Below are 15,445 nucleotides of genomic sequence, written 5' to 3'. Positions count from 1 at the left end.
GCCGGCCGTCGAGGTCACGGCGGGTTCCTGAACCGCCGGGCGGCGCCGAAGTCAGGTGAGGTAGCGGTCGATGGCGGTGACCCGCCCGCCGGTGTGGTGCAGCACCGCGAGCGCCCCCTTGCGCAGGTGGACGTCCCGCGCGGGGCCGTCGTAGCGGCGCTCGCAGAGGCCGGAGATCAGCTCGGGGAGCACCTTGCCGTGGCTGCAGACCGCCGCGGGCACCCCCTCGTCCAGCAGGGACAGGGTGAGCGCCAGTGAGACGGAGCCGTCGTAGTGGGTCTCGCTCAGCGGGGGCTCGGTGCGGATCGGCAGCGCCTGCCGGGCGGCGTACGGCAGGAGGCTCTGCACGCACCGCCGGCTCGGCGAGCTGAGCAGCGACGCCGGACGGTAGCCGTACAGGATGTCGCAGATGGTGCCGGCCTGCGCCTCGCCCTGGTCGTCGAGGGGGCGCAGGTCGTCGTCGCCGTGCCAGTCCTGGCGCGTGCCCGCGTACGCGTGCCTGACCATCACCAGCGGCGTGGTGTCCAGCGGCGCCTTATTCAGCGCGGTGAGCAGCCGGGTGTCCCATCCGTAGGTGAGCCGGTCACGCGCCTCGGGCACCGGCAGCCACTCGAGACGGTCCACCTCGTCGGAGGGCTCCGGGGCCACCTCCTTGATGACCCGCGCCGCCCAGTAGTCGACGCGCTTCGGCCGGCCGCCCTTCGTGTACCGGGCGGTGGGAAGGCGGCGGCCGAGCGTGACGCTCAGCCCGGTCTCCTCGGCCACCTCCCGCAGGGCGCCGGTGACGGGGTGCTCGCCCGGCTTCAGCTTGCCCTTCGGGAAGGACCAGTCGTCGTACTTCGGGCGGTGGACCACGGCGACCTCGGGGTCGCGTGCGTCGCCTCGCCAGACGACCGCGCCGCCGGCGCGGATGAGGTCGTTGCGGCGTGCGGCGTCGTCAGTCATCGATGGTCCTCCACCGCCGGGTCGCGACCAGGCGGGACTGTAGGTCCAGGAGCGGCTCGCCGTTGTCGTCGCGATGGTGGCGAACCCAGGTGCCGTCGCCGTTGAGCCACCAGGAGCCGGTGGTGTCGGCCATGGAAAGGTCGAGCAGCTCGGAGAGGTACGCGCGGTGCTGCGCGCTGTTGACCTTCACCAGCGACTCCACGCGGCGCTCCAGGTTGCGGCGCATCAGGTCGGCGCTGCCGATCCAGATCTCCGGGCGCCGCCCGCCGCCGAACTCGTAGATGCGCGAGTGCTCCAGGAAGCGTCCGAGGATGCTCCTGACCCTGATGTTCTCCGACAAACCCGGAATGCCCGGCCGGAGGGTGCAGACGCCGCGCACGACGAGGTCCACGGGGACACCTGCCTGCGACGCCCGGTAAAGCGCGTCGATGGTCGGCTCGTCCACCAGGGAGTTCGTCTTGATCCGGATGCGCGCGGGGCGGCCGGCGGCGTGATGGGCGATCTCCCGGTCGATCCTGGCCAGCAGCCCGGCCCGCATCGAGTGCGGGGCCACGAGCAGCCGCCGGTAGGCCGAGTGGTAGGAGTAGCCGGTCAGGTGGATGAACAGGTCGGTGAGGTCCTCGCCCACCATCGGGTCGGCCGTGAGCAGGCCGAAGTCCTCGTACTGCCGGGCGGTCTTGGGGTTGTAGTTGCCGGTGCCGATGTGGCAGTACTGCCGCAGCTCGCCCGACGGCTCCTGCCGCACGACCAGGGCCAGCTTGGCGTGGGTCTTCAGGCCGAGGACGCCGTAGACGACGTGGCAGCCGGCCCGTTCGAGCTTGCGCGCCCAGGTGATGTTGGCGTGCTCGTCGAACCTCGCCTTGATCTCCACCACGACGACGACCTGCTTGCCCGCCTCGGCGGCGTCGATCAGCGCGTCGACGATCGGCGAGTCGCCGCTCGTGCGGTAGAGCGTCTGCTTGATGGCCAGCACGTTCGGGTCGGCCGCCGCCTGCTCGATGAACCGCTGCACGCTGGTCGAGAACGAGTCGTACGGGTGGTGGACCAGGATGTCCCGCTCCCGCAGGACCGAGAAGATGTCGTCCTCGGCGTGGACGGCCTCGGCCGGCACGAACGGCGGGAAGCTCAGCTCGCCCCGGTCCAGGTCGGCGATCGCGTGCAGCCCGGTCAGGTCGAGCGGGCCGGGCAGCCGGTAGATCTCGTGGTCGGCCACGTCCAGCTCGTCGACGAGGAGGTCCAGGACCGCCGGGCTGATCGTGTCCTCGACCTCCAGCCGCACGGGAGGCCCGAAGCGCCGCATCAGCAGTTCCTTCTCCAGGGCCTGCATGAGGTTCTCGGTGACGTCCTCGTCGACGTCGAGGTCCTCGTTGCGGGTGACCCGGAAGACATGGTGCTCGACGATCTCCATGCCCTTGAACAGCTGGCCGAGATGGGCGGAGATGACGTCCTCGAGGGGGACGAACCGGTCCTTGGACGCGGCGACGAAGCGTGGGAGCTGCGACGGGACCTTGACCCGCGCGAAGACGGTGTGGCCCGTGCTCGGATTGCGGACGGTGACCGCCAGGTTGAGCGAGAGGCCAGAGATGTAGGGGAAGGGGTGCGCGGGGTCCACGGCGAGCGGGGTGAGCACCGGCCGGACCCGCTCCCGGAACAGCTTGCGCATGGCCGTGCGCTCGTCCCTGTCGAGATCGTCCCAGCGCACCACCTCGATCCCCACACTCGCCAGCTGGGGGCAGACCTGTTTGTGGTACGCGGCGGCGTGGCGCTGCGCGAGATCGTCGGCGATCGCCGCGATCCTGGCCAGCTCCTCGCGAGGCTTCAGCCCGCTCTTGGTGCGGAGCAGCAGGCCGGTCGCCATCCGGCGTTTGAGGCCCGCGACTCTGACGCGGAAGAACTCGTCGAGGTTGCTGGCGAAGATCGCGAGGAACCGCACCCGTTCCAGCAGCGGAACGGAGGCGTCCTCGGCGAGCTCCAGCACCCGTTCGTTGAAGTGGAGCCAGCTCTCCTCGCGGTTGAGGAAGCGGTCCTGGGGAAGGAGGGGCTCGTCGTGTCCTTCAGGGGTCGGCGGCACGATCTCAGCGGACATATGTCCAAAATGCCCTACTTGGTTGAACGGCACGTTAACTTTTCAGCAACGACGCTTTTACTTCACTCCGCGCGATGGGGGTGGGTCGGTCGCGTGGACCTCCGGCCCCTGCAGTAACTCCGCCCGCTCACCGCGATCTATCAGCGGCACGCGCTCCACCAATTCGACCCGTTCGACCCGCTCAACGTGTTCCGCGCGTTCCGCGGCGAGCTTGGCCCGCCGGGCGGCCTCCCTCTCGGACTGCCTGGCCTGCTGCTCGGCCAGCTTGGCCTCCTGCGCGCGGAGCTTCTCGCGCTCGCGCTGCTCGCGGGCGAGGAGCTTCTCCTCCTCGCGGCGCAGCTTCTCCTGCTCGCGCAACTCGCGGGCCCGGATCTTCTCCTGCTCGCGCAGTTCGCGGGCCCGGATCTTCTCCTGCTCCTTGAGCTCCTTCTCGCTGGGCCTGGCGATGCCGCGCAGCTCGACGGCCGGCGGCGCGGCGGGCAGGCCGCGGGTGGAGAGGGCGGTGAGGCCGGGGCGCGGCTCCAGGCCGGTCAGGCCGTTCCAAGCGAGGTTGACCAGATGGGAGGCGACCTCCTCGCGGCTGGGCTGGCGCGCGTCCAGCCACCACTGGCCGGTGAGGGCGACCATGCCGACGAGCATCTGGGCGTACATGGGGGCGAGCGTCGGGGCGTACCCGCGGTCGGCGAACTGGTCGGCGAGCACGTCCTCGACCTGGCTGGCGATGTCGCTGATGAGGCTCGCGAACGTGCCGGTGCCCGAGGCCGCGTGCGAGTCGCGCACCAGGATGCGGAAGCCCTCGCTGGACTCCTCGACGTACTGCAGTAGTGCGAGCGCGGCACGTTCCAGCCGGATCCTCGGGTGGCCGGCGTTGAGCGCGACGGCGACCAGGCTGAGCAGCCGCTGCATCTCACGGTCGACGACGACGGCGTAGATGCCCTCCTTGCCGCCGAAGTGCTCGTAGACGACGGGCTTGGAGACCTTGGCGCTGGCGGCGATCTCTTCTATGGAGGTGCCGTCGAACCCTTTTTCGGCGAACAGAGTGCGGCTGACGCGGATCAGTTGCTCCCTGCGCTCCTTACCAGTCATGCGCACGCGCGAGCGGGGTTCGGTCATGGGTTCCATAATGGCTGGCCCGGCGGGTCCGGCAACCGCCAATGCCCTGGTTTGACGAGCTATAGCGGTTTTCTGGGGGTTGGATTGGGCCGGGACAAGGATTCGGGCCGCCGTCTGGCGGCCCGACACGGGGGCTGGATCAGCCAAGCCGCTTCGCCGCCAGACGATCAGGGGTCGGCCACCTGACGTCGGTCGCCCAACCGGCCTGCTCGAACCAGCGGATCACGCGGGCGCTCGGGTCGATCTGTCCCTTGAGTGCGCCGTGACGGGCGGAGGTCGGGTCGCTGTGGTGAAGGTTGTGCCACGACTCGCCGAAGGACGGGATGGCGAGCCACCACACGTTGCGGGACTTGTCGCGGACCTCGAAGGTCTCGTCACCGAAGACGTGGCAGACCGAGTTGATCGACCAGGTGACGTGGTGGAGCAGGGCGATGCGGACCAGGCTGCCCCAGAAGAAGGCGGTGAGCGCGCCGGTGAACGACCAGGTCACCAGGCCGCCGATGACGGCGGGAAGCGCCAGCGAGGCGAAGACCAGCCAGGGGAACGCCAGGTGGATGCGGTAGACGTCCTTGTCGTTGATGAGGTCCTTCGCGAAGCGCTCGCGGTTGGTGCGCTCGGAGGAGAACATCCAGCCCATGTGGGCGAACAGCAGGCCCTTGGTCAGCGCCTTCCAGTCGTTGCCGAAGCGCCACGGCGAGTGCGGGTCGCCCTCCTTGTCGGAGTACTTGTGGTGGCGGCGGTGGGTGGCCACCCAGTCGATGACGCCCATCTCCAGCGACATGCTGCCGGCGATGGCGAGCACGATCTTGAGCGGCCGGTTCGCCTTGAAGGATCCGTGCGTGAAGTACCGGTGGAGGCCGACGGTGACGCCGAGCCCGGTGAACACGTAGAAGACGGCCGTGATGACGACGTCGCTCCAGCCGAGGAAGTGCCCCCAGGCCATGGGAACGGCCGTGATGACCGCCAGGAACGGGACCGCCACGAAGATGACGAGAAGGACGCGTTCGAAGTTGCTCTTGGGTTCCGGTTCGAGGTCCGGCCGCGGCGGCGGCGGCGGAGTCGTACGGTCGGCGACGACTGTCATGGGCTACCTCACGTGATTCGTACGGAGTGTGGCTGTAGCTACGTAACCGTAACCTACGCCATCGTAAGTTAGGAATCCCTAAGCCGTAATGTGGGGAAGATGAAGCTTCGACAGCGAACCGGTGGCAGGTCCGCGTCTTGCGCTTACATGCCCATATCTGCTAAAGCGACGCGGTCGAAGGGGCCAAAAGGTCGGCCACGACATGCCAGGCGTGCGTGACGGCGCCGCGGGCCGCCCATGCGGCGGCAGGAAATGCGGTGAGCGGCAAGGGGCTCTCGTGGGTATTCTTGTCACCGCGGTTGAGGAAGGTCTCTCATCGGTCCGGCGTGGGGTAATTGGCAGCCCACCTGCCTTTGGAGCAGGGTTGTCCTGGTTCGAGTCCAGGCGCCGGAACTTCTCTTCGCACTAGCGGGCCGCCGCCCGTGTCCGATTCGGGACGCCCTCTTCCCCGAGGGGGCTGGATCCCTCCGGGGAGGCGGCGGGTATTCTCACGGTGTCGGGTGGGTGGCCGGGCGGTGCCTGAGCGGTGACCGTACGCCTTCCCGCTCGCAATGTCTCAGCCGCGACGCCGAGGGAGCCTCAGTCCGTGAGTGTGCCGCGCCCGGCAGCCGTCATCGTCCTCGCCGCCGGCGAGGGCACCCGGATGAAGTCCGCCAAACCCAAAGTCCTCCACGATCTGTGCGGTCGCGCCTTGGTCGACCACATGCTCGCGGCGGCCCGGGGCCTCGAGCCCGAACGCCTGATCGTCGTGATCGGCCACGCGCGAGAGCAGGTCCAGGCGCACCTCGCCGAGACCGGCCCCGACGCCCGCGCGGTCGTCCAAAGTGAGCAGAACGGCACCGGCCACGCCGTCCGCACCGTCCTGGAGGCGGTCGGCACGATCAGTGGCACGGTCCTGGTGACCTACGGCGACACGCCGCTGCTGCGCACCGAGACCCTCGCCCGGCTGCTCGCCACCCATGCCGCCGACGGCAACGCCGTCACCGTGCTCACCGCCGAGGTGCCCGACCCGACCGGGTACGGCCGCATCATCCGCGACACCACGGGCGCCGTCCTTGCGATCGTCGAGGAGAAGGACGCCTCGCCGGAGCAGCGCGTGATCAAGGAGATGAACTCCGGGGTCTACGCCTTCGACGGGCTCCTGCTCGCCGACGCGGTCAAGCGGGTCTCCACCGCCAACTCCCAGGGTGAGGAGTACCTCACCGACGTGCTGTCGATCCTCAGGGAGGACGGCCACCGGGTGGGCGCGTCCGTCGCCGCCGACCACGTCGAGGTCGAGGGCGTCAACGACCGGGTGCAGCTCGCCTTCGCCCGCGGCGTCCTCAACACCCGCATCCTCCAGGCCCACATGCGCGCCGGCGTCACCGTCATCGACCCCGCCACCACCTGGGCCGACGTGAGCGTGACCATCGAACCCGACGTGGTGATCCACCCGGGCACCCAGCTGCACGGCCGCACGAGCATCGCCGCCGGGGCGGAGGTCGGGCCCGCGTCGACCCTCACCGACACGGTCGTCGGCGCCGGCGCGGTCGTCCGCAACGCCGTCTGCGAGGGCGCCGAGATCGGCCCCGGCGCCTCGGTGGGCCCGTTCGCCTACCTGCGGCCGGGCACCGTGCTCGGCAGCAAGGCCAAGGCGGGCACCTACGTCGAGATGAAGAACGCCCGCCTCGGCGCCGGATCCAAGGTGCCCCACCTCACGTACGTGGGCGACGCGACCATCGGCGAAGGCACCAACATCGGCGCGGCCAGCGTGTTCGTCAACTACGACGGGGTCGAGAAGCACCACACGACGGTCGGCGACCACGTCCGGGTCGGCAGCGACAACATGCTGGTCGCTCCGATCACGATCGGCGACGGCGCCTACACGGCGGCGGGTTCCGTCATCACCGGCGACGTACCTCCGGGGGCGATGGCGGTGGCCCGAGGGCACCAGCGCAATATCGAAGGGTGGGTGGCGCGCAGGCGCGCGGGCACCGCTTCCGCCGAGGCCGCGCTGCGAGCCACCGCCGGGGACGACGGCCACGCGGGGCACCCCGAGAACGGCGAGCGGGGCACACGGTCTGGGCAGGCCGAAAAGGGTACGCCCGGTGTACACACCGAGCGGGCCGGAAAGGGCGCGCCGGGCACATCGCCCGAGCGGGCCGAACAGGGCGAGCAGGCCGAACAGGCCGGCGAAAGATAGCGGGGAGCGCCAAAATGAACCAGAGCGGCGAGCGAGCCGAGCAGTACGGCGAGGCCTTCACGGCCGCGTCCGGCGAGCGGCCGGTCGAGGAGGCCGTCATGACCGGGAAGAAGGCCACCGGGGAGAAGCACCTGATGTTCTTCTCCGGCCGGGCCTATCCTGAGCTGGCGGCCGAGGTGGCGCAGCACCTCGGCACCGAGATCACCCCGACGAAGCTCCACGACTTCGCCAACGGCGAGATCTACGCCCGGTACCTGGAGTCGGTGCGCGGCAGCGACGCGTTCGTCATCCAGAGCCACACCGAGCCGATCAACAAGTGGATCATGGAGCAGCTGATCATGGTGGACGCCCTCAAGCGGGCGTCGGCCAAGCGCATCACCGTGGTCCTGCCCTTCTTCGGCTACTCCCGCCAGGACAAGAAGGGCCGCGGCCGTGAGCCGATCACGGCCCGGCTGATGGCCGACCTGTTCAAGACCGCGGGCGCCGACCGGCTGATGTCGGTCGACCTGCACACGGCGCAGATCCAGGGCTTCTTCGACGGGCCCGTCGACCACCTGTTCGCGCTGCCGGTGCTCCACCGCTACCTCAGCGGCAAGCTCGACCCCGCCAACACCACGATCGTCTCGCCCGACACCGGCCGGGTGCGCCTCGCGGAGCGCTGGGCCGACCAGCTCGGCACCGCCGTCGCGTTCATCCACAAGCGCCGCGACCTCGACGTCGCCAACCAGGTGAAGGTCCACGAAGTCGTCGGCCAGGTGCGGGGCCGCACGTGTGTGCTGATCGACGACATGATCGACACCGGTGGCTCCATCTGCAAGGCCGCCGACGCGCTGTACGAGCAGGGCGCCACGAACATCATCGTCGCCGCGACCCACGCCATCTTCTCCGAGCCCGCCGTGGACCGGCTGAAGAACTCCCGCATCTCCGAGGTGGTCGTCACCAACACGCTCCCCATCCCCGAGGAGAAGCGGTTCGACAAGCTGACCGTCCTGTCGATCGCCCCGCTGATCGCCCGCGCCATCAGCGAGGTCTTCAGCGACGGCTCGGTGACCAGCCTCTTCGAGGGCGACGCCTGACCGGCCCGACAACTACCGAAACGGCCTCTGACCCGCACAACCGGTCAGAGGCCGTTCTGCGTCCAGCACCGGACACGAGCTACTTCGCGGTACTGCTGCCCGCGCAGTTGGTCGCGGGTACGGGACTCGGACTGGGCTTCGTCACCATGAGCATCGGCGGGGTGCGGGGCGTGGCCCCTAGCGACACCGGTGTCGCCTCGGGTCTGGTGAACACCAGCCAGCAGATCGGCGGCGCCCTCGGCCTGGCCGTCCTGGCGGCCGTCGCCTCGGCCGCCACCGGCGATCCGGCGCTCCCAGAGTCCCTGACCAGTGGCTACACCACCGCCCTCCTGGCAGGTGGCGGGCTCTACCTGGCCGCCCTTGTCGTCGCCGCCTTCGCCGTCACCCCGCCGCGGACCCCGGGGACCGTGCCGGGTCCGGTAGGCTCTGAGGGTTCAATAAGGATTCCGCGCTCGTAACGCCTTCCGCTAGGGCGGGTGAGGGTGAGCGCCTTCCCGTTCTTCCAGACTCCCTAGGAGACAGCCGTGTCCGAAGTACGCATCGCCGCCGAACCGCGTTCCGAGTTCGGCAAGGGCGCCGCTCGCAAGATCCGCCGCACCAGCAAGGTCCCTGCCGTCCTGTACGGCCACGGCATCGAGCCCAAGCACCTGACCCTCCCGGGCCACGAGCTCATGATCGCTCTGCGCACGCCGAACGTCCTGATCCGCCTCGAGGGCGACGGCGTCAACGAGCTGGCGCTGCCCAAGGGCGTCCAGAAGGACCCGATCAAGGGCTTCCTCGAGCACGTCGACCTTCTCCTCGTGAAGAGCGGCGAGAAGGTCACGGTCGAAATCCCGGTCACCACGGTCGGCGACATCGCCCCGGGCGGCCTGTTCGACCAGCAGCTTCTCCAGATCGCGGTCGAGACCGAGGCCACCCACATCCCGACGGGCATCGAGGTGGACATCACCGGCCTCGAGGTCGGCGGCGTCATCACCGCCGGCGACCTGAAGCTGCCGAAGGGCACCACCCTGGCCGCCGACCCGGAGACGGTCATTCTGCAGGTCACCGCCGTCCCGACCTCCGCCGCCGGCGAGGGCGAGGAGGCCGCGGGCGAGGGCGAGTCCGCCGCCGAGTAACGTCGCGCGTCGTCGGCAGTCCCGTATCGTCGACAGGGCAGCCAGGAGGCCGATCACGGCCCCCGGCTGCCCTGTTCGCGTGAACTGGAAGGAACGGAGAGGTCTGTCGTGGACCGCTGGTTGATCGTCGGGCTGGGCAACCCCGGGCCCGAGTACGCCGGTAACCGGCACAACGCCGGGTTCATGGTGCTGGACGAGCTCGCCGCGCGCGCCGGCGGCCGGTTCAAGGCGCACAAGGCACGCGCCGAGGTCGTCGAAGGGCGTCTCGCGAGTGCTCCGGTCGTGCTGGCCAAGCCCCGTTCGTACATGAACCTCTCCGGCGGGCCGGTGAAGGCTCTCGCCGATTTCTACAAGGTCGTCCCGGCGAACATCATCGTGATCCACGACGAGCTGGACATTCCGTACGGCGCGCTGCGCGTCAAGCTGGGCGGGGGCGACAACGGCCACAACGGCCTGCGCTCGCTCACCAAGTCGCTCGCCACCAAGGACTACCTGCGGGTGCGTTTCGGCGTCGGCCGCCCGCCCGGCCGGATGGACGCGGCCGACTACGTGCTGCGCGACTTCGCCACGTCCGAGCGCAAGGACCTGCCGCTGCTGGTAGACCGCGCCGCCGACGTCACCGAGTCGCTGATCGTCTCCGGCCTCGAGGCCACCCAGAACACCTTCCACCCCTCCGACCTGAAACCCCTCAAACCCCCCCGCTAACCCCTCCCCCCGACCCGACACACCTCGCCCGGCGTCCGGCACACCGCGTCCAGTCGGGCAGGTTGGAGTACACGCCGGTAAACGGACTTCCTCGATTTCCCAAAGACTGTCACAGGCTCCCGCTAGCATCCGTCACGGACGGTATCTAGACGGTCACGGGGAGGGTGTGTGCGCGACGGCGAAGGGCCGGTGCCTGATGTCGAGAGACCGGCGGCGGTCGTCAGCAGGCCGGCAGCGACCGCCGAAGGCCCGGTGGCGACCATCGAGACGACGGCCGGTGGGGCATCGCCCGTGGCCGTCGACACGATGAGCGATCAGCGGCCGGTTCAGGCTGGCGACGCGATGGCTAATGGGTCGGGGCTGGCTGTCGAGGTGTTGGGTGGTCAGGGCTCGGTCGCGGGTGTCGAGATGTTGGCCGGTCGGAGGGCCGGTGTGGCGGTTGTGGCGTCGGGCGGCCGGGGGGTTGTTGAGGGGAGGTTGAGGGGTCGTGGTCGTGCTGATGCGCGGCGGCGGCCGCGGTTGCCTCGGTGGGCCAGGCGCCACCGCTTCCAGGCCATGGCCCTCGACCTCGGGTGCGGTCTGCTCGCCGGTGCCGCCGCCGTCCTGGTGCGCTTCGGCGAGGTCACCCCTTACGTCACGCCTTATCTCGTGCTCAGCCTTGTCCTGCCGCTGCTGTGGGTGGCCGCCGTGGGCCTCAACCGGGCGTACGAGCCCCGGCTGGTCGGGGTGGGGTCGGAGGAGTTCCGCCGCATCACGCAGTGCGGGTTCGTCCTCACCGCAGGGGTGGCGATCGCCTCCTACGTCACCAAGACCGATCTCGCCCGCGGATATGTCGTGCTCGCCCTTCCGCTCATGACCGGCCTCACCCTTTCCTGCCGGTACGCCCTGCGGCTCCGGCTGCACGTCATGCGGGCCAGAGGGCTGTGCATGCGCCGTGTGATCGCGGTGGGTCATCCCGCGTCCACCGCCGATCTGGTCCGCCGCTTCCGGCGCGAGCCGTACCACGGCATGGAGATCGTAGGAGTGTGCTTGCCGCGTGACGACACCACGGCGAGCGTCGAGGGCGTCCCGGTGCTGGGCGACTTCTCCGACGTCCCGCTGGTCGTCGGGCAGGCGGCGGCCGACACCGTCGCGGTGCTCGCCTGTCCCGAGTTGGACGGCACCGCGCTGCGCCGCCTCGCGTGGCGGCTGGAGAAGACCCGCACCGATCTCGTCGTCGCCCCGGCGCTGATGGACGTTGCGGGCCCGCGCACCACGATCAGGCCGGTGGCAGGGCTGCCGCTGCTGCACGTCGAGCATCCGGAGCTGTCCGGGGTCCGCCAACTGCTCAAGAACCTCTTCGACCGGGTGGTCGCCGGCCTCGCGATCGCCGTCCTGGCGCCGGTTCTCGCCACGCTGGCGGTGGCCGTGCGGACGACGAGTCCGGGGCCGGCGCTGTTCCGGCAGACGCGGGTCGGCAAGGACGGCGTGGAGTTCACCATTCTCAAGCTGCGGACGATGCGGCTGGACGCCGAGCGCCGCAAGGTCCACCTCGTCAGCGACCAGGACGGCGTGCTGTTCAAGATCAGAGACGATCCGAGGGTCACCCCGCTCGGGGCGTGGTTACGGCGCTACTCCCTGGACGAGCTGCCCCAGCTCTTCAACGTGCTGCTCGGCGACATGTCGCTGGTCGGGCCACGGCCGCCGCTTCCGGAGGAGGTCGCCGCATACGGGGACGACGTCCGGCGGAGGCTGGTGGTCCGTCCCGGCATGACCGGCCTCTGGCAAGTGAACGGTAGGTCTGACCTTTCCTGGGAGGAATCGGTACGGTTGGACTTGCGTTACGTCGAGAACTGGTCTCTCACCCTGGATCTCCAAATCCTGTGGAAGACCTGGTCAGCCGTGGCACGCGGCTCGGGTGCTTACTAGCCCGAGGCGAGGGATACTCGGGTGCGGCATCAGAAAGGGCATCGTGACGATACGCGACGACCACGCGCTCGCGGCAGATCTGGCGGCCGAGGCCGGTGAGAGGCTGCTGGCCCTGCGCTCCCGTGCAGGCTTCGACGATCCGGTGGCGTTGCGCCACGCGGGCGACCATGAGTCCCACGCCTACCTCACCGAGTCGCTGTCGCGCCTGCGGCCGAGCGACCGCGTCCTGTCCGAGGAGGGCACGCGTGAGGAGCGGCTCGACCCGCGCCGCCAGGCCGCCGACCGGGTGTGGATCATCGATCCGCTCGACGGCACGCGCGAGTTCGGCGAGAAGGGCCGCGCCGACTGGGCCGTGCACGTAGCCCTGTGGCAGCGCACCTCCGCGGCCGGTGAGCTGGTGGCGGGGGCCGTGGCGCTGCCCGCGCAGGGGCTGACGCTGAGCACGGGCGCGCCGCCCGTGCTGCCCGCCCCGCGTGAGGGCCGCATGCGCATCGCCGTCAGCCGCACCCGTCCCCCCGAGTTCGTCAGGAAGCTCGCCTACCTCATCGGCGCGGACCTCGTCCCGATCGGCTCGGCCGGCGCGAAGATCGCCGCGGTGCTCACCGGTGAGGTCGAGGCCTACGTCCACGCCGGAGGCCAGTACGAGTGGGACTCGGCCGCTCCGGTGGCCGTGGCGCTGGCCGCGGGAGCCCACGCGAGCAGGATCGACGGGTCACCGTTGACCTACAACCAGGAGAACCCCTCATTGCCGGATATCCTGGTCTCCCTACCGGATCTGGCGCCAACGTTGCTCGCCGGCATCCGCGACGTGCACCGTTAGGGCCGACCCCGGAGGTAGAGCAAATGCTCCAGAGCGACTACACGACATCGCAACTCGACGTTCTCGAGGCCGAGGCGATCCATATCATGCGTGAGGTCGCGGCCGAGTTCGAGCGTCCGTGCCTGCTCTTCTCCGGTGGCAAGGATTCGATCGTGATGCTGCGCATCGCGGAGAAGGCCTTCTGGCCCGCGCCGATCCCCTTCCCGCTGATGCACGTCGACACCGGGCACAACTTCTCGGATGTGATCGAGTTCCGCGACCGGCGGGTCGCCGAGCTGAACGCGCGCCTGGTCGTCGCGTCCGTCCAGTCGTCGATCGACGCGGGCCGGGTCGTCGAGGAGACCGGCCGCCGCGCGAGCCGCAACCGTCTGCAGACCACGACCCTGCTGGACGCCATCGAGGAGCACGAGTTCGACGCGGTCTTCGGCGGCGCCCGGCGCGACGAGGAGAAGGCCCGCGCCAAGGAGCGGGTGTTCTCGTTCCGCGACGACTTCGGCCAGTGGGACCCGAAGAACCAGCGCCCCGAGCTGTGGAACCTCTACAACGCGCGCATCCGCAAGGGCGAGCACATCCGGGTCTTCCCGCTCTCGAACTGGACCGAGCTGGACATCTGGGACTACATCCGGCGTGAGGGCATCGAGATCCCGTCGATCTACTTCGCGCACACCCGCAAGGTGTTCGAGCGTGACGGCATGCTGCTCGCCGACGACGACGTGGTCAACCGCGACGAGGAGGAGCTCGTCTTCGAGACCGTCGTCCGCTACCGCACCGTCGGCGACATGACCTGCACCGGGGCCGTCCAGTCGAACGCCGCCACGGTGGAGGAGATCATCGCCGAGATCGCGGCGACCCGCATCACCGAGCGCGGTGCGACCCGGGCCGACGACCGCACCTCCGAGGCCGCCATGGAGGACCGCAAGAAGGAGGGGTACTTCTAATGCCCCGCCTTGTCGTGGCAATGTCCCGCCTTGCCGTGACCACGGAGCCGTCCCGCGCCCGCCGTACAACCGATGGAGAGCAGTTCTGATGGACATCCTGCGTTTTGCCACGGCCGGTTCGGTCGATGACGGCAAGTCCACCCTCATCGGGCGCCTGCTCTTCGACTCCAAGGCGATCTTCGAGGACCAGCTCGAGGCCGTCGAGCGCACCAGCCGCGACCGCGGCACCGAGTACACCGACCTGTCGCTGCTCACCGACGGCCTGCGGGCCGAGCGCGAGCAGGGCATCACCATCGACGTGGCCTATCGCTATTTCGCCACGCCGAAGCGCAAGTTCATCATCGCCGACACCCCCGGCCACATCCAGTACACCCGGAACATGGTCACCGGCGCGTCCACGGCCGACCTGGCGATTGTGCTGATCGACGCGCGTAAGGGCGTCGTCGAGCAGTCGCGCCGCCACGCGTTCCTCACCACGCTGCTGCGGGTGCCCCACCTGGTGCTGGCCGTCAACAAGATGGACCTGGTCGACTACTCGCAGGAGCGGTTCGAGGAGATCCGCGAGGAGTTCACGTCCTTCGCGGCGAAGCTGAACGTCTCCGACCTGACCTTCATCCCCATCTCCGCCCTCCACGGCGACAACGTCGTGTCCCGGTCGGAGAACATGCCGTGGTACCAGGGCACCTCGCTGCTGCACCACCTGGAGCACCTGCACATCGCCTCCGACCGCAACCTCGTCGACGTGCGCTTCCCCGTGCAGTACGTCATCCGCCCCCAGCGGGCCACCGACCCGGCGTTCCACGACTATCGCGGGTACGCCGGCCAGGTGGCCGGTGGCGTCCTGAAGCCCGGTGACGAGGTCATGCACCTCCCCTCGGGCCTCACCACGCGGGTGGCGGCGATCGACACCTTCGACGGGCCTCTCGAGGAGGCCTTCGCGCCCATGTCCGTCACCCTCCGCCTGGAGGACGACATCGACATCTCGCGTGGTGACATGATCTGCCGTCCGAACAACCAGCCGCAGGTCGCCCAGGACCTCGACGCCATGGTCTGCTGGATGTCCGACAACATGAAGCTCGGCCCGCGCTCCAAGCTCGTCATCAAGCACACCACCCGTACGGCTCGCGCGCTGGTGCGCGACCTGCACTACCGGCTCGACGTGAACACCCTGCACCGCGACGAGTCGGCCCCGGCGCTCGGGCTGAACGAGATCGGCCGGGTCTCGCTGCGGGTCACCCAGCCCCTCTTCGTGGACGACTACGCCAGGAACCGCCTCACCGGCGGCTTCATCCTCATCGACGAGGCCACCAACGGCACCGTGGGCGCCGGCATGATCGTCGACGCCCGCTGATCTGGCGAGCCGATCTCACGATGACGTGATGCGCCTCGCAGGTCGCGATCACCACGCTGCTCGCGACCTGCGCCGGCGGGTCAGTCAAGGATGAGCCAGTGCCGCCGTTGATCGTTCTG

Annotated in this window: 13 protein-coding genes and 1 tRNA gene; 10 read left to right on the top strand and 4 right to left on the bottom strand. The window is 69.5% G+C overall.

The genetic code is table 11. The features are described 5' to 3' along the window. Positions 1–51: 51 nt before the first annotated feature. The 4 genes from MYF83_RS18600 to MYF83_RS18585 all read right to left on the bottom strand — a co-directional run bounded on the left by MYF83_RS18600 (position 52) and on the right by MYF83_RS18585 (position 5,228). Positions 52–945, bottom strand: coding sequence for an NUDIX hydrolase (locus tag MYF83_RS18600; protein WP_248961723.1), 894 nt, complete (start codon positions 943–945; stop codon positions 52–54). Continuing rightward, entirely contained in the window at positions 938–3,031 is a 2,094-nt protein-coding gene (locus MYF83_RS18595; protein ID WP_248961722.1) for an RNA degradosome polyphosphate kinase, read from the bottom strand. Before MYF83_RS18595 ends, MYF83_RS18600 begins: the two co-directional genes overlap by 8 nt. Before the next feature lie 57 nt (positions 3,032–3,088). After that, positions 3,089–4,144: a TetR/AcrR family transcriptional regulator gene (locus MYF83_RS44320; RefSeq protein WP_248961721.1), complete on the bottom strand. Its 1,056-nt coding sequence runs from the start codon at positions 4,142–4,144 to the stop codon at positions 3,089–3,091. Positions 4,145–4,283: 139 nt separating this feature from the next. After that, positions 4,284–5,228, bottom strand: a complete 945-nt coding sequence (locus tag MYF83_RS18585; protein WP_248961720.1) for an acyl-CoA desaturase — start codon at positions 5,226–5,228, stop codon at positions 4,284–4,286. A 320-nt stretch (positions 5,229–5,548) separates the two neighbouring features. On the opposite strand from MYF83_RS18585, the gene MYF83_RS18580 reads away from it, so the two are divergent. The 10 genes from MYF83_RS18580 (at position 5,549) to cysN (ending at position 15,326) form a co-directional block, all read left to right on the top strand. After that, positions 5,549–5,621: transfer RNA gene (locus MYF83_RS18580), tRNA-Gln, on the top strand. 193 nt (positions 5,622–5,814) lie between these two features. Then, complete coding sequence (gene glmU, locus MYF83_RS18575; RefSeq protein ID WP_248961719.1) at positions 5,815–7,410, top strand: bifunctional UDP-N-acetylglucosamine diphosphorylase/glucosamine-1-phosphate N-acetyltransferase GlmU; 1,596 nt, start codon at positions 5,815–5,817, stop codon at positions 7,408–7,410. Between the two features lie 98 nt (positions 7,411–7,508). After that, on the top strand, positions 7,509–8,486 hold the full coding sequence (locus MYF83_RS18570) for a ribose-phosphate diphosphokinase (protein WP_248961745.1): 978 nt from the start codon (positions 7,509–7,511) through the stop codon (positions 8,484–8,486). Between the two features lie 170 nt (positions 8,487–8,656). Continuing rightward, entirely contained in the window at positions 8,657–8,944 is a 288-nt protein-coding gene (locus tag MYF83_RS18565; protein WP_248961718.1) for a hypothetical protein, read from the top strand. Positions 8,945–9,010: 66 nt separating this feature from the next. Next, positions 9,011–9,604 carry a 50S ribosomal protein L25/general stress protein Ctc gene (locus tag MYF83_RS18560; protein ID WP_248961717.1) on the top strand — a complete coding sequence of 198 codons (594 nt, stop codon included), beginning with the start codon at positions 9,011–9,013 and terminating at the stop codon, positions 9,602–9,604. 108 nt (positions 9,605–9,712) lie between these two features. After that, positions 9,713–10,309: an aminoacyl-tRNA hydrolase gene (gene pth / locus MYF83_RS18555; protein WP_248961716.1), complete on the top strand. Its 597-nt coding sequence runs from the start codon at positions 9,713–9,715 to the stop codon at positions 10,307–10,309. A gap of 555 nt (positions 10,310–10,864) precedes the next feature. Further along, positions 10,865–12,217, top strand: coding sequence for a sugar transferase (locus MYF83_RS18550; protein WP_248961715.1), 1,353 nt, complete (start codon positions 10,865–10,867; stop codon positions 12,215–12,217). A 40-nt stretch (positions 12,218–12,257) separates the two neighbouring features. Further along, entirely contained in the window at positions 12,258–13,037 is a 780-nt protein-coding gene (locus MYF83_RS18545; RefSeq protein WP_248961744.1) for a 3'(2'),5'-bisphosphate nucleotidase CysQ, read from the top strand. Between the two features lie 23 nt (positions 13,038–13,060). Next, on the top strand, positions 13,061–13,975 hold the full coding sequence (cysD, locus tag MYF83_RS18540) for a sulfate adenylyltransferase subunit CysD (protein WP_248961714.1): 915 nt from the start codon (positions 13,061–13,063) through the stop codon (positions 13,973–13,975). Between the two features lie 88 nt (positions 13,976–14,063). After that, positions 14,064–15,326: a sulfate adenylyltransferase subunit CysN gene (gene cysN, locus MYF83_RS18535; protein WP_248961713.1), complete on the top strand. Its 1,263-nt coding sequence runs from the start codon at positions 14,064–14,066 to the stop codon at positions 15,324–15,326. The last annotated feature ends 119 nt before the right edge of the window (positions 15,327–15,445 follow it).

Source organism: Sphaerisporangium perillae (assembly GCF_023276435.1).
Classification (GTDB): Bacteria; Actinomycetota; Actinomycetes; order Streptosporangiales; family Streptosporangiaceae; genus Sphaerisporangium; species Sphaerisporangium perillae.
Note: the sequence above shows the minus strand (reverse complement) of the source record. Positions and strands in the feature narration are given on the sequence as shown.